A 19,142-nucleotide genomic window follows, 5' to 3' on the forward strand; every position below is an offset into this window, starting at 1 on the left:
CGCACCGTTGCGTAGCGTCTAGAAGTTCTGGCCTACTCTGGCCCCAGGAGGCAGACATGGGACGAGGACGTACGGCCGCCGCGGCGGTCGGGCCACCACCGGCGGCGCGCCACCACGGCAACAGGCACGGCCGCAGCGAGCAGGCCCGGCAGGCAGTGCTCGAGGCGGCCGACGACCTCTTGGTCGAGAAGGGTTTCACCGGCGTCACCATCGAGGGCATCGCGGCCCGGGCGGGTGTCGCCAAACAGACCGTCTACCGCTGGTGGAAGACCAAGACCGACGTCCTCCTGGACGCCTTCCTCCAGGACGCGGCCGAAGCCCTGACTCCGCCGGATCACGGCGACCTGGCCCAGGACCTGCGCGCTCACCTGCGCCAACTGGCCCTGTTCCTCACCCGGTCCGACGCGGGCGCCGTCTTCAAGGCCCTCATCGGGCACGCCCAGCACGATCCGGCGTTCGCCGCCGCCCTGCGGTCCGGGTACCTCGACGAACAGCGCCGCCGCGACCGGCTCCCGCTGGAGCGCGCGGTGGCACGCGGCCAACTCGCCGCCGGACTCGACATGGCGGCGGAGATCGACCAACTCGTGGGCCCGGTCTACCACCGCGTCCTGATGGCGGCGGAACCCGTCGACCAGGAATTCACCGACCGCCTCGTCGCGGCGTTCCTGCGCCGCGCGGACGTGGTGGACCTGGCCGACGCGGGGGAGGCGGGGAGCCGATGACTCTGAAGGCGGGCCAGCGAGTGGTGCTGGCAGCGGACACCCGGCTGACCGACGCGGCCGAGGTGTCGGGGGTCGTCATCGGGTTCCTGTGCCTGGCGGCGGGCACCGCCGGGACCGTCGAGCAGGTGGTCGGCCACCAGGACGAGAGCGACGAGGTGCGCGAGTACGAGCGGCTCAAGTCGCTGCTGGACGCGTTCGGGAGCGGGATGCCCCCGGAGAGCAGGAAGCAGCTCGAAGAGAAGGTCGACTCTCTGGAACCCGCGTGGACCGCCTTCCAGGAACGTGGGCCCCGCGTGAGCGTGCGGGTCCGCTTCGACAACGGGTTCATCTTGGACGGGGCGCAGGCGGACGTCTTCGTCCCTGCCTGAGGGGACCTCCCGGGGGTGGACCGGTGTACGGCGGTGGTGCTCGCGCCGGTTCGGCCCTGCTCGCCCGAGACGTCAGAATGCGGCGTGACCACGTTCACCGTTCGCAAGGCACAGGTCACCGACGCCGCCGCTCTGGCGCGGCTGCGGTGGCGTTTCAAGCAGGAGGACGACCCGAGCCCGAGCGGTGCGGAGGAGCTCTTCATCCGTGCGTGCGCCGAGTGGATGCGCACCCGGCTGACGGGGACGTGGACGGCCTGGGTCGTCGAGGTCGACGACGTGGTGAGCGGCCACGTCTTCCTGAACCACGTGGAGAAGGTCCCCGAGCCGGGCGCCGACGCGGACCGGCTCGGTTACGTCACCAATTTCTACGTCTGCCCGGAGCATCGAGGCCGAGGTCTCGGCAGGGCGCTGTTGGAAGAAGTCGTCCGACATGGACGGCACCACCCCCTGGACACCTTGATCGTCTGGCCCTCGGAACGGAGCGCGTCCCTCTATCGGCGCGTGGGCTTCGCGGTGCCTGAGGAAACGTTGGAGCTGCCGATCCGGCCCCTGTGACCCTCACTCACTAGCCCCTAGCGGAAGAGCTGTTCGCGAACCGCCGGGCGAGCAGCGGCAGTTCGCTACGCCGGTCCGGTCGGGAAGTCGTCCTCGAAGTAGCTGTCATGCCGTACGCGGAACTCCTTGAGTTCCTCGCTGCCTCGCTGGGACATTTCCGCGACCCTTTCGAAGAACTCCTCGCGCGGGGCGCCGGGGGCGAAGAGCATGAGCATCGACATGGGCTCGTCGGTCACGTTCTTGAAGGCGTGCAGGCCACCGGGCGGTACGTACAGGAAGTCGCCGGTCCGGCCGGTCACCCACTTGTCGCCGTTGAACAGCTCCAGTTCGCCGGACAGGACGTAGAACGCCTCCGACATCGCCTTGTGGAAGTGGGTCTTGGCGCCGGCGGCCCGTGCCGCGAGGTCCACCTGGTAGAGGCCGTACTCGCCGCCGGTGGACTCCTGCGTGGCGAGGTAGCGGTAGGTGTCGCCGCGCGGCGAGGTGAGGTCCGGCGGGGTGTCGGCGGTGCGGAAGGAGGCGTTCACTTCGCCCTTGTCGCCGTGGTAACGGGGAGCGGGGTAGGACATGGCGGTGCTCCAGACTCCGGGAACATGTTTCAACGTGGGATCTTTTGACGCCGAAATGGAACCATGCCGTATCGTTCGATGGCAAGTCTCTTAAGGTTGAGATACATGGTGCGGAAGGAGACCCCAAATGGCCGACGCGATGGACCTGGTCGCCGAGCAGTGGCGCAAGGAGCGTCCCGAACTGGCCGACGCCCTGGGGGCGATGGAGATCTTCGGGCGCGTCCAGCGGATGCAGCGGGTCTACGACCGCCACTTCAAGAAGCTGTCCGACGAGTTCGGCCTCAACCTCGGCGAACTCGACATGATCTTCACGCTGCGCCGCTCGGGACCGCCGTACACACTCACCGCCGGGGCCTTCGCCAAGGCCGCCCTGGTGAGCCCCGGCGCCGTCACCAACCGCATCGACCGCCTGGAGGACAAGGGCCTGGTCGAACGCGTCCGCGAGACCAGTGACCGCCGCTCGGTGCAGATCCGTCTCACCGGACGCGGCGAAACCCTCGCCGTCGAGGCGCTCGCCGCCCACCTGCGCGACTACGAGGAGATCCTCTCGCCCCTCGATCCGCAGGAGCGCGAACAGGTCTCCTCCGGCCTGCGCAAGATCCTGACCGCGCAGGGCGACACCGCGCTCGACTGACGGTTCGCACCTCGGCGCGACCGTGCGCGAACCGCACCGGGAGCGTCGTGCGCCACCTCGACCCACGCACCCTGCGCGGTCGCCACCCCTCGTCCCCCACAAGGGTGGAGTACGCCCAAAACCCCTCATCTGGGCGGTAGTCGACGGTGAAATTGACGTGGCCCCTCGTTCTCGGCGCACACCCGGGCGCGCGGTGGCCGCCGACCGTGCGTCTGCGGATATCCGACCAAGGAGGACCGCCCCATGACCGCCGACCTCTCCCCGCAGCCCTTGGACGCGTTTCTGAGGTCCGTCGCCTCGACCACGTACGAGGAAGCCCGTCGACTGCCCGGCGCCGCCGTCGCGAGCGCGCGGGACTTCGACGAGATCCAGGCGTACGTCATGGACCTGTACGAAGGCGTCAACGCCGTCGAGAGCTACGTCGAAGCCGACGGTCAGGTCGTCGACCTCGTCCCCGAGGACGCGCATCCCGCGGCGCGCCGCTGGGGCGGCCTCGCCGTAGCTCCCGATCAGGACCCTCCTCAACTGGCTGACGCTGAAGCGTCGATGGCGAAGGACCCGAGGTCGAGGGAGGTGGTGAGTCCACCGGTGCGGAACGCGTCGGCCGCACGGAACGCGCCCGCGGGTACCGCATCGCTGTACCGCACCACTCTCTCGGGTCTGTGCCGGTTCCCGAACCTCGCTGCCTCCTCCGTGAAGGAACGCCCGCTCGACCTCGCGGCACCCGCCGGGGCCGTCGCGCCGGAAGCCGCGCTCGGCAAGCGATACGCCACCGGCGAGCAGAACATGTCCTGCCTGGGCGGAGCGAGCCGGGTCAACGTGTGGAACCCGTTCGCCGCGGCGTCGAACCAGTCGACCTTCAGCCAGCAGTGGTACTACGCGGGACTGGACGGCCCCGTGCTGCAGACCGTGGAGTGCGGCTGGCACGTCGACATCACGCGGTACGGCAACGCCACGCCCCACTTCTTCGTCTTCTCCACCCGGCGGGGGTACGCGGCCGGCGACTCCTTCTACAACGAGGACGGCCGGGTGTTCCAGCCGGTCGCCAACCCGTACGTGCGTCCGGGCGCCCCGCTGGCGGTGTCCCAGAGCGGCGGCACGCAGGTCGAGTACAAGATGGGCTTCTACTTCACCAACAACGCCTGGTGGCTCTACTTCGACGACCACCCGATCGGCTGCTACCCGGCGGCGTGGTTCAACAACGGACCGATGGCCACCGGCGCCACCCGCGCCAAGTTCGGCGGCGAGGTCGGAACCCTGATCGCTCAGTGGCCCCCGATGGGCTCCGGACGACACGCGTCGGCGGGCTTCGGACAGGCGGCCTACCAGCGCCTCGCGACCGTGAACCCGGTCAGCGGCGGAGCGGTGCACGCGACCCTGTCGGACGCGGGATCGGTGAGCGGCCCCTGCTATTCACTCCAGATCACCAACAACTCGGGTTCTGACTGGGGGAGTTACCTGTTCTTCGGGGGGCCGGGCGGGGATCCCTGCTGAAGGAGGCCGACAGGCGGGAATGAATCCGCGCGGTGCTCGTGCTGAACTGGGCGACACCATCCGTGAGCGACGACGGGGTGACCACGATGCCTCTTGAGGGCGAGTACGGGCCGAGTCCGGCGCAGTGGATCCGCGAGCAGGTCGAGTTGTACGAGAGTTCGGGCGGCACGCAGGGGACGACGCTCTGGGACACTGGCCTGCCCGTCGTCATCCTCACGACGCGGGGCGTGAAGAGCGGCAAGATCCGCAAGGTTCCGCTGATGCGCGTGGAGCACGAAGGGCGGTACGCGGCCGTGGCCTCGAAGGGAGGTTTCCCGCGCCATCCGGTCTGGTACTTCAACCTCAAGTCCGACCCGCACGTGGTGCTCCAGGACGGAGCCACGCTCCAGGACATGACGGCCCGCGAGGTCACCGGGGACGAGAAGGCCGAGTGGTGGGAGCGCGCGGTCGCCGCGTTCCCGACATACGCCGAGTACCAGGAGAAGACCGACCGCGTGATCCCCGTCTTCGTACTGGAACCGGCGGCTTCGCCCGCTGGGGGCTGAGCCGCACGCCGCCCGCCCGGCTCAGTCCACCGGGTGGCCCGCCTCGATGTCGTCGGCGTCGGCCAGGCGGAAGGGCGGGCGCGTCGCGTCGGGGCCCGTGCCGCTCGCTTCCGGCGCGAGGAGGAATCCGATGTGGTCGCCGCCGTCGACGCGCTCCGTCACGCGGCCCACCAGCCAGGCCCGCGCCTCATCGAGCAGCACGGTCCCGGCGGGCCCACGGGTCCACCGCACGCGCGCGAACTTGTCCACGTGGTCCCCGCACTCGCCGCCGAAGAGTCGCGCCGTGGCGTACTGCTCGTGCCCGAGGAGGTGTACGGCGAGGTGGTCGGCCCGCGCCGCGACGCGGCAGGTCCGGTTGAGGTTCGAGAGCCACACGACGTAGCGGACGGGACGGATCGAGCACTGCGAGGCGAAGCCGACGAGGCAGCCCGCCCGCTCTCCGTCCGCCTCGGCCGTGACGACGCACAGTTCGGGGTCGAGGCGGTCCACGAAGGCGTCCGCGACGGACATGATGACCTCTCCCTCACTCCGGTGACCCCACCGGTGAATCGACGGCGAACGGCACGGGCCCGGCCTCCAGCTCAGCACGGGGGAGGCCCGGCCGCGCGCCGGTCCTCGCGAGAGGCGCGTCAGCCCTTCTCGAGGATCGTCTTCAGCTCCGACATCATCGCGGTCCAGCCCTCCCTGACGCCCTCGAGCATCTTGGAATCGGCCGAGGCGAAGCCGTCGTGGGTGATGGTCAGTCTGACGCCCATCTCCGGTTCCCCGGCCGGTTCGATCTCGAACGTGACCTTCGAGCGCTCCTTGACGGCCTCCGCGAACTCCGCGTCGCTCATGCCGAACATCTCCTGGTGCATCGGCTGGAGCGTGTGCCAGGTGTAGGCGAGCCGCTTGCCGGGCTCCGCCTCCGTGACGACCTGGCCGAGGTCCTGCGGCTCGCCGCCGTCCTCCACGGGCCACAGCACCTTCGAGCCGACCTTCCAGTCCGACGAGGGTGCCCAGCCGCCGTGGTACTGCTTCAGGAACTCCGGGCTGGTCAGCCCCTCCCAGAGCTTCTCGGGCGTGGTGTGGATGTAGATCGTGTAGACGTACTCGGGCTTGCTCATCGCCGTTCCCTCCAGGGCGTGCTTCAGGTTGCTGAGCGCGGTCATCCGGCCCCGCTCGTACTGGCCGATCCAGCGGTCGGCGAGGTCGTGGATGGGCACGGGATTGAGGTAGTGCAGCGTCTCCCGGCCGCGCCGGACCACCGTGACCAGTCCCGCGCCCTCCAGCACCGCCAAGTGCTTGGACACTGCCTGTCTGGTCATCTCCAGCCCCGCGCACAGCTCCCGCAGGCTCTGCCCGCTCCGCTCGTTCAGCCGGTCGAGCAGCCGCCTGCGGCTCGCGTCCGCGAGGGCCTTGAACACCTCATCCATGTCATCCACCCCTCGCTACCAGATTGGCAACCACCAGGTTGCATGTCAAGCGGGCGGCTCGCTCGCGCAGGTGGCCGGACTTGGTGACTTGGATCGTGGCCTCGGGGTACACGGGTCACTCGAACCCGCTCGTGTGGTGCCCCTCGCCAGGAGCGCGCAGGCTGATCAGGGCGGCACCGAAGGAGCCACGGGCCCCGCGCAGGCCGGTCCTGGCCCGCGCGAAGCCGCGCGGAGGTCTCACGAGGCGGGCCGTCGGCGTCGCACGACGACGCAGTGAGGAGCAGACAGGCCATGACGCGATTCGGGTACTTCCTGGCGAGCGAGGAGTTCACGCCCGCCGAGCTGTTGGAGCAGGCACGCGCGGCGGAACAGGCCGGATTCACCTGTCTGGCCATTTCCGACCACTACCACCCGTGGACGGGCGAGCAGGGACACAGCCCCTTCGTATGGTCGATGATCGGCGCGCTCGCCCAAGCGACGTCACTGCCCGTGACGACGTTCGTCACCTGCCCCACCGTTCGCATGCACCCGGCGGTCAACGCCCAGGCCGTCGCCACCTCGGGCGTGCTCACCGGCAACCGCTTCCGGTTCGGCGTGGGCTCCGGCGAGGCGCTCAACGAGCACGTCATCGGCGGCGCCTGGCCGGCCGTCGACGTACGCCTGGAGATGCTGGAGGAAGCGGTCCAGGTCATCCGGAGCCTGCAGAGCGGCGACGAGGTCACCCACCGCGGAAAGCACTACACCGTCGAGAACGCCCGCCTGTACACGGTGCCCGACGAACCCGTCCCCATCTACGTCTCCGGGTTCGGGCCCAAGGCCGCCGCGCTGGCGGGCCGGATCGGGGACGGGTTCGTCACGATGACGCCGGACGCCGATCTCGTGGGGCAGTTCCGGCGCGCGGGAGGCGGCCAGAAGCCCGTACTGGGCGGCATGAAGGTGTGCTGGGGCACCGACCGCGGCCAGGCGGTCAAGACGGCCCACCGGCTGTGGCCGACCCAGTTCCTGCCGGGCGAACTGGCCCAGGTGCTGCCCGACCCCGCCCACTTCGAGCAGGCGTCGACGCTCGTGACAGAGGAGGCCGTCGCCGACGGCATGGTCTGCGGCGACGACGTGGACGAGCACGTCCGCGCCGTGGCGGCGTACGTCGACGCGGGGTTCGACGAGGTGTACGTCGGCCAGATCGGGCCCGACCAGCAGGGCTTCTTCGACTTCTACCGCAGCGACGTCCTGCCGAGGTTCGCCGACCGGTGACCCCGCGTGCGCGCCGCGCACCCCGCCCCTGTCCTCGTACAAGGAGAAACCCACCATGCACGCCCTTTCCCTGGTCTGCACGCTCAACGCTTCCCCCGCCCCGTCCAGCAGCCTGCTGCTCTCGGACCAGGTCTCGGCCGAACTCGACAAGCTCGGCGTGACGACCGAGACGGTCCGCGTCGCCGACCACGACGTACGCCCCGGCATCGAGACGGACATGGGGGAGGGCGACGCCTGGCCGCTCCTGCGCGACAAGGTGCTCCAGGCCGACATCCTCGTGATCGCCACCCCGATCTGGCTCGGCCACCCCTCCAGCATCTGCCAGCGGGTCCTGGAGCGGCTGAACGCCGACTCGTCGCAGACCGACGCCCAGGGGCGCCCCCTCCTCTACGGCAAGGTCGGCGCCGTCGCCGTGGTCGGCAACGAGGACGGTGCGCACAAGGTCAGCGCGGACGTCTTCCAGGGGCTGAACGACGTCGGCTTCTCCCTCGCCCCCGGCGCCGTCACCTACTGGGTCGGGGAGGCCCAGCAGGGCACCGACTACCAGGACCTCGACGAGACGCCCGAGGCCGTGGCGGACACCACCCACACGCTCGCCGTCAACACCGTCCACCTCGCGAAGCTCCTGAAGGAACACCCTTACCCGACCGGATGACGGGCGCGCAGGACGTTCGGACCGGAGCAGCACCCCCACGGCTCACCTCCCCGCACAGAAGGGTTCCCCCCCCATGACGAACCGACGAATCGACGGCCGCAGCGTCCTGGCCCTCGTCACCAACTACGGCGTCGAACAGGACGAACTGCTCGTACCGCTGCGGAAGTTGCGCGAGGACGGCGTCGACGTCACCGTCGCCGCCGTCAGCACGGACCCCGTCCAGACGCTGCAAGGGGACAAGGACCCCGGCGAGAGCGTGGACCCCGACGTGTCCCACGAGGCGCTGGGCGCCGCCCCGCACGACCTCCTGCTCATCCCCGGCGGCACGCTCAACGCCGATCACCTGCGCCTGGAGGCGGCCGCCGTCGACACGGTGCGGGCGTTCGCCGCGAGCGGCCGTCCCATCGCCGCCATCTGCCACGGCCCGTGGGCCCTGGTCGAGGCCGACGTGCTGCGGGACAGGACCCTCACCTCGTACCCGTCCCTGCGCACCGACATCACCAACGCCGGTGCCAAGGCGTGGGTGGACGAACCGGTCGTGGTGGACGCGGACGGCGACTACCCGCTGATCACCTCCCGCACCCCGAAGGACCTGGACGACTTCGTGACGGCGATCCGCGAGCGGCTGGCCCGGGTCTGAGAGCGATCCTCATCGCCCGTGCGGCGAGCGTTCCGCACCGACTCCCCGCCACGCATACGCACCTCCCTCCTGGGCACCCGGAGCCCGGCCGGTCCCGAGCGGCCTCACGCCTGACCGCGTCCGGACCGGATCGTGATTGCCGTCGGCCCTGGAGGAGCACAGGTGAGCGAGGACATCTTCGTCATCGGTATGGACGAGGCGAATCTGCCGATGCTGCGCGCGGCGGGCGCCGGGCGCGACTGCCGGTTCCACGGTCTCTTGACCATCGAGGAACTGCAGGGCGGGGAGGTCTCGGTGCCGGACCTGCTGGCCCGGGCCCGCCGCGTGCTCGACGCCTTCGACGGCACGGTCGACGCGATCACGGGCTACTGGGACTTCCCGGTCTCCACCATGGTGCCGATCCTCGCCCGTGAGTACGGCACCCGCGCCACCGATCTGACCTCGATCGTCAAGTGCGAGCACAAGTACTGGAGCCGCCTCGAGCAGCGCGCGGCCGCTCCGGAGGCGGTCCCCGCGTTCGGCCGAGTGGATCTCGAAGCGGACGAGCCGGAGCTTCCCGACGGGGTCTCCTACCCGCTGTGGCTCAAGCCCGCCCTCTCCTACTCCTCCGAGCTGGCCTTCGGCGTGCGGGACCGGGACGGCTTCCGCGCCGCCGTGCGGGAGATCCGTGAGGGCATCGGCCGCATCGGCCGCCCCTTCGAGTCCGTCATGGAACGGCTGGAACTCTCGCCCGAGATGGCCGACGTCGGAAGCCTGGTGTGCCTCGCGGAAGAGCGCCTCACCGGGATCCAGGTGGCGGTCGAGGGCTATGTGCACCAGGGAGAGGTGACGGTCTACGGAGTCCTCGACTCCATCAACTACCCGGACAGTTCCTCGTTCCTGCGCCACCAGTACCCCTCCATGCTCCCGCAGCCGGTGATCCGCCGTCTGTGCGACGTGTCCGAGCGGGTGATGCGCCGCATCGGCATGGAGGGGGCGACCTTCTCGATCGAGTTCTTCTACGACCCGGGCACGCGGGCCGTCCGCATCCTGGAGATCAACCCGCGCCACTCCCAGTCGCATGCCGAGCTGTTCCACTTCGTGGACGGCGTGCCCAACCACCACTGCATGCTCGCCCTGGCCCGTGGCGAGGACCCGCGCATGCCGCACGGCGAAGGCCCCTACGCGATGGCCGCCAAGTGGTACCACCGCTGGTTCGCCGACGGCGTGGTGCGCGACGTGCCAGGACGCGACCGCCTTGACCGGATCGAACGCGACATCCCCGGTGTCCGCGTCGACGTGGCGCCCGAGGAACGGCAGCGCCTGTCCGACCTGTCGCAGCAGGACAGCTACAGCTACGAACTGGCGCACATCTTCACCGCGGGCGACAGCGAGGAGGAACTGCGCGAGAAGTACGACCGCTGCGTGGCCGCCCTCGGCCTCTCCTTCGAGGACACCGAACCGGCCCACGACCGGGAGCCCGACCCGGCCTGAACGCCCTGAGCCCACCGGCCCCGAGCCCACCGGCCCCGACCTGACGGAAGGACCCCGACCCCTTCATGCGCACGGTGACCGACCTCCCTCACAAGGTCCGCGAGGAAGCCCACGTCCGCATCCCGATGTCCGACGGCGTGCACCTGTCCGCCCACATCTGGCGCCCGGCCGCCAGCGACGGGGAGCCCGTACCTGCCGTCCTGGAGTACATCCCCTACCGCAAACGCGACTTGTCCTCGGTGCGCGACTCCATCCACCACCCCTACCTCGCGGGACACGGATACGCGTGCGTCCGCGTCGACCTGCGCGGCACCGGCGACTCCGAGGGCGTCCTGACCGACGAGTACCTGGAACGGGAGCAGCGGGACGCCGAAGAGGTCCTCGCCTGGCTCGCGGAGCGCCCCTGGTGCGACGGCGCCACGGGCATGATGGGCATCTCCTGGGGGGCGTTCGCCGCGCTCCAGGTCGCCGCGCGCCGCCCGCCGTCGCTCGGGGCGATCGCCATCGCCTCCTTCACCGACGACCGCTACGACGACGACATGCACTACATGGGCGGGGCGCTCCTCTCCGACAGCCTGGCCGAAGCGGGCACCATGTTCGCCTACGCCACCTGCCCGCCCGACCCCGAGGTGGTCGGCGGCCGGTGGCGCGACATGTGGCACGAACGGCTGGAGAGCGCACGGCCCTGGGTCCTCGAGTGGCTGCGGCACCAGCGCCGTGACGACTACTGGCGGCACGCCTCGGTCTGCGAGGACTACGCGGCAGTCCAGTGCCCGGTGCTCGCCTCCAGCGGATGGGCCGACGGCTACTCCAACGCGGTCACCCGCCTGCTCGCCCACCTCGACGTGCCCCGCAAGGGTCTGATCGGACCGTGGTCGCACAAGTTCCCGCACCTGGGCGAACCGGGGCCCGCCATCGGGTACTTGCAGGAACTCGTGCGCTGGTGGGACCACTGGCTCAAGGGCGTCGACAACGGCGTGATGGACGGGCCGATGCTGCACACCTGGATGCAGGAGAGCGTGCCTCCCTCCACCTCCTACGCCGAGAGGCCCGGACGCTGGATCGCCGAGCCGTCCTGGCCCTCGCCCCACGTGCGTGAACGCGTCCACCCGCTCACCCGGCACCGCATCGGGGCCCCCGATTCCGACGCGGGCGCCGAGCAGGACGTGCTGACGGTGCAATCGCCGCTGTCCGTAGGCCAATTCGCGGGGAAGTGGGCCTCCTACAACGCCCCGCCCGACCTGCCCTACGACCAGCGCGAGGAGGACGGCGGCTCCCTCGTCTTCGAGACGGAGCCGCTGGCCGAACCGCTGGAGATCCTCGGCTCGCCCCGGGTGGACCTGGAGGTGTCGGCCGGCGAGCCGGTCGCCATGGTCGCGGCCCGCCTCTCCGACGTGGCTCCCGACGGGCGCGCGACCCGCGTCACGTACGGCCTGCTCAACCTGACCCGGCGCGACGGCGGCGACGAGCCCGACGCGCTGCGGCCCGGCCGCCGGTACCGCGCCGTCGTGCACCTCAACAGCGTCGCCCAGGCGTTCCCCGCCGGTCACCGGATCCGCCTGTCCCTGTCCACCTCCTACTGGCCCCTCGCCTGGCCGCCGCCCCGGCCGGTCCTGCTCGGCGTCCACGAGGGCGCGAGCACCCTGACCCTGCCGGTGCGCCCGCCCCGGCCCCTCGACGACACGCCGTCAGGAGCGGCCCCGTTCGGCCCTCCCGAGGGGGCTCCCGCGCTCTCCACCACTCAGCTCACACCGCCGGAGCAGCGGTGGGAGGTGCGTCGCGAACTGATCGCGTACGCCTCGGCCTTGGAGATCGTCAAGGACACCGGGACGGTCCGCTTCGACGACATCGACCTGGAGGTGGGGCGCCGGGCGGTGGAGCGCTACGGCGCCGTGGCCGACGACTTCACCTCCGCGACCGGCGAGTCCACGTGGACGATGCGTTTCCACCGCGGGGACTGGGGCACGGAGATCGTCACCCACACGGAACTCGCCTGCGACGAGCGGGAGTTCCACGTGTCCGCGACGCTGGACGCGTTCGAGGGCCGACGGCGGGTCTTCTCCCGTACATGGAACGAGTCCGTCCCGCGCGACTGCCTCTGAGCGGACGTCGGGGAGGGGCGCGCCCCGCCGTCCGAAGGTCTCAGCCCCGACCGAGCGCGCTCCCGTCGAGGTTCCTCAGCAGGTGCGCCGTGTCCGTGTACACCTCGGCGGCCCCCGCGTCCTCCAGGTCGGCGCGGCACACTCCGCCGCTCAGTACGGCGATGGGCAGGACGCCCGCGCGCCGGCCTGCCCGCATGTCCCAGACCGAGTCGCCGACGAAGACGCTGCCCCGGGCCTCGGCCCCCACCAGGTCCAAGGCGTGCCGGACCGGGTCGGGCGCCGGTTTGCCCGCCTCCACGTCGTCGGCGCTCGCGGTCTCGGAGATCGCCTCGTCCGCGTCGATCGCCGCCCTGAGCGCCTTGAGCTCGGGCCCGCTCGCCGAGGTGGCGAGGACGACGGGCCGACCGTCCGCGTGCAGGCGCAGCAGGAGGTCGCGGGCACCGTCGAAGGGGGTGAGGCGCTCGTGCCAGGTGCCGTACAGGGCCTTGTGACCGGCGCTGATGGCGGAGTCCTCGTCCCGGTCCCGCTCCGGGCCGAGCAGGTGCTCCAGCAGGTCGCCCGAGCCGAGCCCGATGGCGCCGTGCACCGAGGTCATGGGGATGCGGTGACCTGCCTGGCGCAACGCCTCCCACCAGCACACCGCGTGCAGGTGGTTGGTGTCCACGAGGGTGCCGTCCACGTCGAAGACGGCGGCGTGCGTGCTCATGGTGCATCTCCTAGCGGCGGTGTGTCCGTGTCCGGCAGGGTGCGCAGCAGCGCGCTCCTGCCCTGTCGCCAACGGGTCAACAGTCGTTCGCCGAGGCGGTCTTCGAGGAATCCGGTGGCGCTCACGCCGAAGGCGACGTCGGCGTCGAGGAAGGGCTCGGCGTGCAGGAGGCCGTCGACGACCTCGTGGCGGACGACCTGTTCGTGCACCGCGTCGGCCTCGACGTGTTCGTCGTAGAACCGCTGGGCGGCCGGTCCCGCGTTCAGCCGCCGCAGGGCGTTGGCCAGCCGTCGCGACCCGGGCGACGAAGTGATCTCGACCGTCGCGAAATGGCCCACCAGAGCGCCGCGCAGGCTGCGGTGCAGGCCGAACAGGGACATGACGTTGACCGTGGCGAGGGCGGCCGCCGGGGTGCTGTCGAGGTAGTGGCCGTAGGCGGTCTCCAGGTCGAGGTCCCTCATCAGGGCCGCGAACAGCTCGGCGTGGATGTCCTCGGCGCGCCCGGCACCGAACTCGTCGTACTCGACGGCCACCATCGCCGCCTTGGCCCTTCCGCGCAGGCGGGGGATGACCCAGGCGTGGGGGTCGGCCTCCTTGAGGTGGTAGAGGGAGCGCAGGGCGGCGTACTCCCTGAACTGCCGCGCGTTCCCGTCGCGTTCGAGGTGGTGGCTCACACTGTCGGCCTGGTGGCCGACGGGTTCGATCTGCAGGTCGGCCAGCGCCTGGGCGGCATCCGTCCGTGGTGCCGCGTCGCGACGCAGGGCGGCCAGGAAGCGCTGTTCGAGCAGGCGGCGCAGAGCCAGCAGGCCCGGCTCCCACTCCAGTTCGGGATCGACGCCGTGGAACCCCTGGTAGTGGAGCTCGTAGAGGGTGTACAGGGCGAGTTGGAGATCGTTGCCGTAGGGCTCCGCGGCGGTGGCTCCGCGCCGCTGCGCGGGGGCGTCAGGAGGGGTCCCGTCGCGAAGGGCGGCGATCACCTGGCTGGACAACTCGCCGCGCGGTACGGGGAGTTCGGGCTGTCGGGTGCGTGATTGCGGCGGACGCGGCGCGGGGCCGGGGTGCGTAGGGATCATGTCTCCTCTCCTCCCTCACGGTCCGACGGCCGGGGCGTGGCGGACTCCTGGGCGGTCTGACGGCGCCGGTGGCTGGTGTCGCACCACGGGAAGGTGCGGCTGCGCCGACAGGTGCAGATCGCGACCTGGAAGCGGTGGGACTCGTGCACCACGCCGTCGCCGTCGGTCACCTCGACCGGGCCCTCCACGAGCAGGGGGCCCTCGCGGTCGACCCTGATGCGACGCGGGCGCTCAGCGGAGTTCGGCACGGATGACCACCAGCTCTTCCTTCGTCGCGTCCCTGTCGAGCAGCCCCTGGGCACAGAGCCAGCTCCTGCGTGCCCGGACCACCGGGCCGAAAGGCACGAAGGCCCGGTCGATCACCGCCGCCTTCATGCCGAGTCCGTCGAGGCGCGCCAGGCTCTCGTCCTCGCCGCACAGCGCGGAGTGGACCATCAGCAGTGTGCCGCCGGGGCGCAGGGCCCGTGCCGCGGCGGCACAGGCCGGATCGACGACCGTACGGCCCGAGAGCCCGCCCTCCCAGGCCCGCGCGGCGCCACGCGGCGGCAGGGATCTCGGGGACGGCACATAGGGCGGATTGCTCAGGGCCAGGTCGAACGTGCCGAGGTCCGGCACCGCGCCGAGGTCGCCGCGACGGACAGTGACGGCGGCGCCGTTGAGCAGAGCGTTCAGGCGCGTCGTCCACACGGCGCGCCACGAGATGTCGACGGCGGTCACCCGCGCCCCGTGGCGCGCGGCGGCGAGAGCCAGCGCGCCCGAGCCGGTGCCGAGGTCGAGGACGGTGGTGTGGGGGTCGAGGGGTTCGTGGTCGAGGGCCCGCAGCAGGAGCGCGGTGTCGTCGTCGGGCTTGTACACGCCCCGAGGCGCCAGCAGACGGCGTCGGCGGGGCAGCCGCGCGCCGCCCGCTCTGGGCTGTGTCGTCATGCGGTGCTCACCACACTGGGGATCACGGAGATCAGAACCGGACCGTCCTCTCACCTTGCGACGCCGCGCCACGATCGGCCACTCGAGGCCCGTCGTGACGCATCGTGACGTTGCGGCACGGGAATGTGCCGACGGGTAGGAGTGCCCCGATGGCGTCAGCTGAATCGTGGCCGTGGCGAAGGCCCGCCGGAGGGGCGATAGACGCGGGCGGCCGTGGTGAACCGCTGTCCTTGGGTACCCGGTCCCCATGAACGCACCCCTCGCCTTCTCCGTCCTGTCCGCCGCGATCGCCCCCTTCGCCTGCGGATTCGTCATCGCGGTCGCTCTGGTCTGGGCCGTGTGGATGGGCATCAGGGTCCGGCGACGCGAACCGGACCCCCCGCGCCCCGCCGAGCAGCCGAAGCTCCCGCCGTCGGGCCCGGTCCGCGAGGTGCGGGAAGTGCGGGAACCCGACGAGGTGCCGAAAGCCGACGATCACCATGCCCGGCTCACTCCGCACGAGCTCAGGGGCCACGGCAACATGTCCACCAAACGCAGCGAGAACCAGAAGCCGCGCCGGTGGAGCCGTAACAGCAGCGGAGGCTTCGGCAGTGGCGGGCCCGGTCAGACCTGAGCTCCGCCGCGGCTCCCGGTGGTGCCGACGTCGCATTGGGCACAGGGTGGAAAAGCGCCCGGACCGGGCACCCGCACAGTGCGTGGACATGAGGCTCGTACACATCACCAAGCCCTGGGGCACCGCGTCGGAGGAACCATGGGAAGTCGCAAGCGGATCCGGAGCTGGCCCGTCTATCGCCAGCTCACCGGCTCCGACCCACTGGGCCGGGGGCGGGCCGCGATGTCCGCGCACAGCGAAGCGCTGCGGCCGCGCACCGACAGCGCGGACCGCGTGGTGCAGTCCGTGTGCCCGTACTGCGCGGTCGGCTGCGGACAGCAGGTGTACGTCAAGGACGACCGGGTCGTCCAGATCGAGGGGGACCCCGATTCGCCGGTGAGCCGGGGACGGCTCTGTCCCAAGGGCTCCGCCACGCTCCAGCTCACCACCGGCTCGGCCCGCCGCCACCAGGTGCTGTACCGCGCGCCGCACGCGAGCGAGTGGGAGCCCCTGGACCTGGAGACGGCGATGGACATGGTCGCCGACCGGGTCGTGGAGACGCGGCGACGCACCTGGGAATGGCAGCACGAGGGGTTGCGCACGGCGCGCACGCTCGGCATCGCGAGCCTGGGCGGAGCCACCCTCGACAACGAGGAGAACTACCTCATCAAGAAGCTGCTGACGGCGCTCGGTGTGATCCAGGTGGAGAACCAGGCGCGGGTCTGCCACAGCTCGACCGTGGCCGGACTCGGATCGTCCTTCGGACGCGGCGGCGCCACCACGTTCATGCAGGACCTGCAGCACTCGGACTGCATCGTGATCCAGGGCTCGAACTTCGCGGAGGCCCATCCGGTCGGTTTCCAGTGGGTGATGGAGGCCAAGGCGCGCGGCGCGCGGGTCATCCACGTGGACCCCCGCTTCACCCGCACCAGCGCTCTCGCCGATCAGCACGTGCCCATCCGCGCGGGCAGCGACATCGCCTTCCTCGGCGCCGTCATCAACCACGTGCTGACCGAGGAGAAGGACTTCCGGGAGTACGTGCTCGCGTACACCAACGCGGCGACGCTCGTCAGCGAGGACTTCCGCGACACCGAGGACCTCGACGGCGTCTTCTCGGGTCTTGACCCGGAACAGCACCACTACGACCCGGTGAGCTGGCAGTACGCGGGCAAGGAGGTGCAGCAGCCCACGGGAGAGGTCGACGAGCAGTACGAGCGCCGCACCGGGCACGACGACGGACAGGTGAGGACCAGCGCCGCAGGCGGGGCGGAGGCACACGGCTCCGGTGGCGCCCAGGAGAAGGCGGCCCCCGAACGCGACGAGACGCTGCGCCATCCCCGGTGCGTCTACCAGATCCTCAAGCGCCACTACGCCCGCTACACACCGGAGTTGGTCGAGGAGGTGTGCGGCGTGCCGCGGGAGGCGTTCTCGGCGGTGTGCGACGCGCTCACCGCCAACTCCGGTCGCGAACGCACCAGCGCCTTCGTGTACGCGGTGGGCTGGACCCAGCACTCGGTGGGCTCCCAGTACATCCGGGCCGCGAGCGTGCTCCAGCTGCTCCTGGGCAACATCGGACGCCCGGGCGGCGGCATCCAGGCGCTGCGCGGACACGCCTCGATCCAGGGCTCCAGCGACATCCCCACCCTGTTCAACCTGCTGCCCGGCTACTTGCCGATGCCGCACGCGCACGCGCACGAGGACCTGGACGCCTTCATCGCGGCCAGCCGTACGGACAAGGGGTTCTGGGGCGAGATGCGCGCGTACTTCGTCAGCCTGCTCAAGGCGTACTTCGGTGACGCGGCCACGCCCGACAACGACTTCTGCTTCGACCACCTGCCCCGTCTGACCGGCTCGCACAGCACCTACGAGACGGTGCTCGCCCAGCTCGACGGCGTCTGCAAGGGCTACTTCCTGATGGGGGAGAACCCCGCCGTCGGATCGGCCAACACCCGTCTGCAACGCCTGGGGATGGCCAACCTGGAGTGGCTGGTGGTCCGCGACTTCTCCCTGATCGAGTCGGCCACGTGGTGGCAGGACGGGCCCGAGATCGAGAGCGGGGAGCTGCGCACCGAGGACATCGCCACGGAGGTGTTCTTCTTCCCCGCCGCCTCCCACACCGAGAAGTCCGGCTCCTTCACCAACACCAACCGCTGGCTCCAGTGGCACCACGCGGCCGTGGAGCCGCAGGGCGACGCGCGCAGCGACCTGTGGTTCATGTACCACCTGGGACGGCGCGTCAAGGAGAAGCTGGCCGCCTCCACCGACCCGATGGACCGGCCCGTGCAGGATCTGACCTGGGACTACCCGGAAGAGGGCCCGCTGCGCGAGCCGGTGGCGGCCGCGGTCCTCGCGGAGATCAACGGGCACGGGCGGGACGGGGGACCACTGTCCTCCTACACCGAGTTGAAGGACGACGGATCCACCCGTTGCGGGTGCTGGATCTACTGCGGGGTGTTCGCCGACGGGGTGAACCAGGCCGCCCGTCGCAAGCCTCACACCGAGCAGGACTGGGTGGCGGCGCAATGGGGCTGGGCGTGGCCCGCCAACCGCCGCATCCTCTACAACAGGGCGGCCGCCGCGCCCGACGGCACCCCGTGGAGCGAGCGCAAGGCGTATGTGTGGTGGGACGCCCCGCAGGGCCGCTGGACGGGATACGACGTGCCCGACTTCATCCCGGACCGTGCCCCCGACCACGTCCCCGCGCCCGACGCCACGGGCCCGGACGCGCTGCGCGGCGACGATCCCTTCATCATGCAGGCGGACGGCAAAGGCTGGCTCTACGTACCGGCGGGCCTTGAGGACGGCCCGCTGCCCACGCACTACGAGCCGCAGGACTCGCCGTTCGGCAACGCGCTGTATCCCTCGCAGGCACGTTCTCCCGCACGCCGTCTCCACCCCAGGGAGGGCAACAGGTACCACCCCAGCGGGAACGAGCCGGGGGCCGACGTCTACCCGTACGTGATCACCACCTACCGCCTCACCGAACACTTCACCGCCGGTGGGATGAGCCGCTGGTCGCCGTACCTCTCAGAGCTGCAACCGGAGTTCTTCTGCGAACTCTCCCCCCAGCTCGCGGCCGAGCGCGGGCTCGAACACGGCGGCTGGGCGACGATCATCACCGCGCGCAACGCCATCGAGGCGCGGGTCATGGTCACCGAGCGGCTGCGGCCACTGACCGTGCACGGCCGCACGGTCCACCAGATCGGGCTGCCCTTCCACTGGGGCCCCAACGGCGTCGTCACGGGCGACGCGGCGAACGAGCTGGTCGCCATCGCGCTGGACCCCAACTCCCACATCCAGGAGGACAAGGCGCTCACGGCCGACATCATCGCCGGTCGGCGGCCACGGGGGCCCGACCTGCCCGAGCTCGTGGCGGACCATCGCCGCAAGGCGGGCATCGACGAGACCACCGGGACGGAGTGAC

General features: G+C 70.8%; 21 protein-coding genes. 13 read left to right on the forward strand and 8 right to left on the reverse strand.

Annotation, left to right across the window (positions count from 1 at the left end; genetic code table 11):
• Positions 1–56: 56 nt before the first annotated feature.
• The 3 genes from KY5_RS38035 (at position 57) to KY5_RS38045 (ending at position 1,645) form a co-directional block, all read left to right on the forward strand.
• Positions 57–722: a TetR/AcrR family transcriptional regulator gene (locus KY5_RS38035; protein ID WP_098246467.1), complete on the forward strand. Its 666-nt coding sequence runs from the start codon at positions 57–59 to the stop codon at positions 720–722.
• The gene (locus KY5_RS38040) at positions 719–1,090 is read left to right on the forward strand and encodes a hypothetical protein (RefSeq protein ID WP_098246468.1); all 372 of its coding nucleotides are present in this window, start codon (positions 719–721) and stop codon (positions 1,088–1,090) included. The genes KY5_RS38035 and KY5_RS38040 overlap by 4 nt, the downstream gene beginning before the upstream one ends.
• Before the next feature lie 84 nt (positions 1,091–1,174).
• Positions 1,175–1,645, forward strand: a complete 471-nt coding sequence (locus KY5_RS38045) for a GNAT family N-acetyltransferase (RefSeq protein ID WP_234363070.1) — start codon at positions 1,175–1,177, stop codon at positions 1,643–1,645.
• A 65-nt stretch (positions 1,646–1,710) separates the two neighbouring features.
• On the opposite strand, the gene KY5_RS38050 is transcribed toward KY5_RS38045, so the two are convergent.
• Positions 1,711–2,214: a cupin domain-containing protein gene (locus KY5_RS38050; protein WP_098246469.1), complete on the reverse strand. Its 504-nt coding sequence runs from the start codon at positions 2,212–2,214 to the stop codon at positions 1,711–1,713.
• 127 nt (positions 2,215–2,341) lie between these two features.
• Between KY5_RS38050 and KY5_RS38055 the strand changes: the two genes are divergently transcribed.
• From KY5_RS38055 to KY5_RS38065, 3 genes are all read left to right on the forward strand, one after another.
• The gene (locus KY5_RS38055; protein ID WP_098246470.1) at positions 2,342–2,848 is read left to right on the forward strand and encodes a MarR family winged helix-turn-helix transcriptional regulator; all 507 of its coding nucleotides are present in this window, start codon (positions 2,342–2,344) and stop codon (positions 2,846–2,848) included.
• A gap of 243 nt (positions 2,849–3,091) precedes the next feature.
• Entirely contained in the window at positions 3,092–4,342 is a 1,251-nt protein-coding gene (locus KY5_RS38060; protein WP_098246471.1) for a neprosin family prolyl endopeptidase, read from the forward strand.
• An 86-nt stretch (positions 4,343–4,428) separates the two neighbouring features.
• A complete protein-coding gene (locus KY5_RS38065) occupies positions 4,429–4,887 on the forward strand; it encodes a nitroreductase family deazaflavin-dependent oxidoreductase (protein ID WP_098247752.1) in 459 nt (152 codons plus the stop codon).
• A 21-nt stretch (positions 4,888–4,908) separates the two neighbouring features.
• Here KY5_RS38065 and KY5_RS38070 read toward each other — a convergent pair whose 3' ends face one another.
• The 3 genes from KY5_RS38070 to KY5_RS43005 form a co-directional block, all read right to left on the reverse strand.
• A complete protein-coding gene (locus KY5_RS38070) occupies positions 4,909–5,397 on the reverse strand; it encodes a flavin reductase family protein (protein ID WP_098246472.1) in 489 nt (162 codons plus the stop codon).
• Between the two features lie 119 nt (positions 5,398–5,516).
• A complete protein-coding gene (locus KY5_RS38075) occupies positions 5,517–6,302 on the reverse strand; it encodes an ArsR/SmtB family transcription factor (protein WP_098246473.1) in 786 nt (261 codons plus the stop codon).
• A 115-nt stretch (positions 6,303–6,417) separates the two neighbouring features.
• Positions 6,418–6,543: a hypothetical protein gene (locus KY5_RS43005; protein WP_267894312.1), complete on the reverse strand. Its 126-nt coding sequence runs from the start codon at positions 6,541–6,543 to the stop codon at positions 6,418–6,420.
• A gap of 50 nt (positions 6,544–6,593) precedes the next feature.
• Between KY5_RS43005 and KY5_RS38080 the strand changes: the two genes are divergently transcribed.
• The 5 genes from KY5_RS38080 to KY5_RS38100 all read left to right on the forward strand — a co-directional run bounded on the left by KY5_RS38080 (position 6,594) and on the right by KY5_RS38100 (position 12,423).
• Positions 6,594–7,553 carry an LLM class F420-dependent oxidoreductase gene (locus tag KY5_RS38080; RefSeq protein ID WP_098246474.1) on the forward strand — a complete coding sequence of 320 codons (960 nt, stop codon included), beginning with the start codon at positions 6,594–6,596 and terminating at the stop codon, positions 7,551–7,553.
• Between the two features lie 55 nt (positions 7,554–7,608).
• Positions 7,609–8,208 (forward strand): flavodoxin family protein, encoded by a 600-nt coding sequence (locus KY5_RS38085; RefSeq protein ID WP_098246475.1) that lies wholly within the window; start codon positions 7,609–7,611, stop codon positions 8,206–8,208.
• Positions 8,209–8,281: 73 nt separating this feature from the next.
• The gene (locus tag KY5_RS38090) at positions 8,282–8,848 is read left to right on the forward strand and encodes a type 1 glutamine amidotransferase domain-containing protein (protein ID WP_098246476.1); all 567 of its coding nucleotides are present in this window, start codon (positions 8,282–8,284) and stop codon (positions 8,846–8,848) included.
• A gap of 189 nt (positions 8,849–9,037) precedes the next feature.
• Positions 9,038–10,321 (forward strand): ATP-grasp domain-containing protein, encoded by a 1,284-nt coding sequence (locus tag KY5_RS38095; protein WP_098247753.1) that lies wholly within the window; start codon positions 9,038–9,040, stop codon positions 10,319–10,321.
• Positions 10,322–10,386: 65 nt separating this feature from the next.
• On the forward strand, positions 10,387–12,423 hold the full coding sequence (locus KY5_RS38100; protein ID WP_098246477.1) for a CocE/NonD family hydrolase: 2,037 nt from the start codon (positions 10,387–10,389) through the stop codon (positions 12,421–12,423).
• 40 nt (positions 12,424–12,463) lie between these two features.
• On the opposite strand, the gene KY5_RS38105 is transcribed toward KY5_RS38100, so the two are convergent.
• From KY5_RS38105 to KY5_RS38120, 4 genes are read right to left on the reverse strand one after another with little or no spacing between them, the layout of a single operon-like run.
• Entirely contained in the window at positions 12,464–13,129 is a 666-nt protein-coding gene (locus KY5_RS38105) for an HAD family hydrolase (RefSeq protein WP_098246478.1), read from the reverse strand.
• Positions 13,126–14,202, reverse strand: coding sequence for an iron-containing redox enzyme family protein (locus tag KY5_RS38110; RefSeq protein ID WP_098246479.1), 1,077 nt, complete (start codon positions 14,200–14,202; stop codon positions 13,126–13,128). Before KY5_RS38110 ends, KY5_RS38105 begins: the two co-directional genes overlap by 4 nt.
• The gene (locus KY5_RS38115) at positions 14,199–14,450 is read right to left on the reverse strand and encodes a CDGSH iron-sulfur domain-containing protein (protein WP_098246480.1); all 252 of its coding nucleotides are present in this window, start codon (positions 14,448–14,450) and stop codon (positions 14,199–14,201) included. Before KY5_RS38115 ends, KY5_RS38110 begins: the two co-directional genes overlap by 4 nt.
• Positions 14,434–15,126, reverse strand: a complete 693-nt coding sequence (locus tag KY5_RS38120) for a HemK2/MTQ2 family protein methyltransferase (RefSeq protein WP_098246481.1) — start codon at positions 15,124–15,126, stop codon at positions 14,434–14,436. The genes KY5_RS38115 and KY5_RS38120 overlap by 17 nt, the downstream gene beginning before the upstream one ends.
• Positions 15,127–15,373: 247 nt before the next feature.
• Between KY5_RS38120 and KY5_RS38125 the strand changes: the two genes are divergently transcribed.
• The gene (locus KY5_RS38125) at positions 15,374–15,739 is read left to right on the forward strand and encodes a DUF6479 family protein (protein ID WP_098246482.1); all 366 of its coding nucleotides are present in this window, start codon (positions 15,374–15,376) and stop codon (positions 15,737–15,739) included.
• A gap of 138 nt (positions 15,740–15,877) precedes the next feature.
• Complete coding sequence (fdh, locus tag KY5_RS38130; protein WP_098246483.1) at positions 15,878–19,141, forward strand: formate dehydrogenase; 3,264 nt, start codon at positions 15,878–15,880, stop codon at positions 19,139–19,141.
• Position 19,142: the final 1 nt, after the last annotated feature.

The organism is Streptomyces formicae (genome assembly GCF_002556545.1).
Lineage (GTDB): Bacteria > Actinomycetota > Actinomycetes > Streptomycetales > Streptomycetaceae > Streptomyces > Streptomyces formicae_A.

What these genes read in the sequence shown, in the direction of transcription:
- KY5_RS38090 (WP_098246476.1), top strand. Translation starts at nt 8,282, where the DNA reads ATGACGAACCGACGAATCGACGGCCGCAGCGTCCTGGCCCTCGTCACC.
- KY5_RS38095 (WP_098247753.1), top strand. Translation starts at nt 9,038, where the DNA reads ATGGACGAGGCGAATCTGCCGATGCTGCGCGCGGCGGGCGCCGGGCGC.
- KY5_RS38125 (WP_098246482.1), top strand. Translation starts at nt 15,374, where the DNA reads ATGAACGCACCCCTCGCCTTCTCCGTCCTGTCCGCCGCGATCGCCCCC.
- KY5_RS38110 (WP_098246479.1), bottom strand. Translation starts at nt 14,202, where the DNA reads ATGATCCCTACGCACCCCGGCCCCGCGCCGCGTCCGCCGCAATCACGC.
- KY5_RS38075 (WP_098246473.1), bottom strand. Translation starts at nt 6,302, where the DNA reads ATGGATGAGGTGTTCAAGGCCCTCGCGGACGCGAGCCGCAGGCGGCTG.
- KY5_RS38120 (WP_098246481.1), bottom strand. Translation starts at nt 15,126, where the DNA reads ATGACGACACAGCCCAGAGCGGGCGGCGCGCGGCTGCCCCGCCGACGC.
- KY5_RS38035 (WP_098246467.1), top strand. Translation starts at nt 57, where the DNA reads ATGGGACGAGGACGTACGGCCGCCGCGGCGGTCGGGCCACCACCGGCG.
- KY5_RS38100 (WP_098246477.1), top strand. Translation starts at nt 10,387, where the DNA reads ATGCGCACGGTGACCGACCTCCCTCACAAGGTCCGCGAGGAAGCCCAC.
- KY5_RS38040 (WP_098246468.1), top strand. Translation starts at nt 719, where the DNA reads ATGACTCTGAAGGCGGGCCAGCGAGTGGTGCTGGCAGCGGACACCCGG.
- KY5_RS38055 (WP_098246470.1), top strand. Translation starts at nt 2,342, where the DNA reads ATGGCCGACGCGATGGACCTGGTCGCCGAGCAGTGGCGCAAGGAGCGT.
- KY5_RS38060 (WP_098246471.1), top strand. Translation starts at nt 3,092, where the DNA reads ATGACCGCCGACCTCTCCCCGCAGCCCTTGGACGCGTTTCTGAGGTCC.
- KY5_RS38105 (WP_098246478.1), bottom strand. Translation starts at nt 13,129, where the DNA reads ATGAGCACGCACGCCGCCGTCTTCGACGTGGACGGCACCCTCGTGGAC.
- fdh (WP_098246483.1), top strand. Translation starts at nt 15,878, where the DNA reads ATGGGAAGTCGCAAGCGGATCCGGAGCTGGCCCGTCTATCGCCAGCTC.
- KY5_RS38065 (WP_098247752.1), top strand. Translation starts at nt 4,429, where the DNA reads ATGCCTCTTGAGGGCGAGTACGGGCCGAGTCCGGCGCAGTGGATCCGC.
- KY5_RS38085 (WP_098246475.1), top strand. Translation starts at nt 7,609, where the DNA reads ATGCACGCCCTTTCCCTGGTCTGCACGCTCAACGCTTCCCCCGCCCCG.
- KY5_RS38080 (WP_098246474.1), top strand. Translation starts at nt 6,594, where the DNA reads ATGACGCGATTCGGGTACTTCCTGGCGAGCGAGGAGTTCACGCCCGCC.
- KY5_RS38050 (WP_098246469.1), bottom strand. Translation starts at nt 2,214, where the DNA reads ATGTCCTACCCCGCTCCCCGTTACCACGGCGACAAGGGCGAAGTGAAC.
- KY5_RS38070 (WP_098246472.1), bottom strand. Translation starts at nt 5,397, where the DNA reads ATGTCCGTCGCGGACGCCTTCGTGGACCGCCTCGACCCCGAACTGTGC.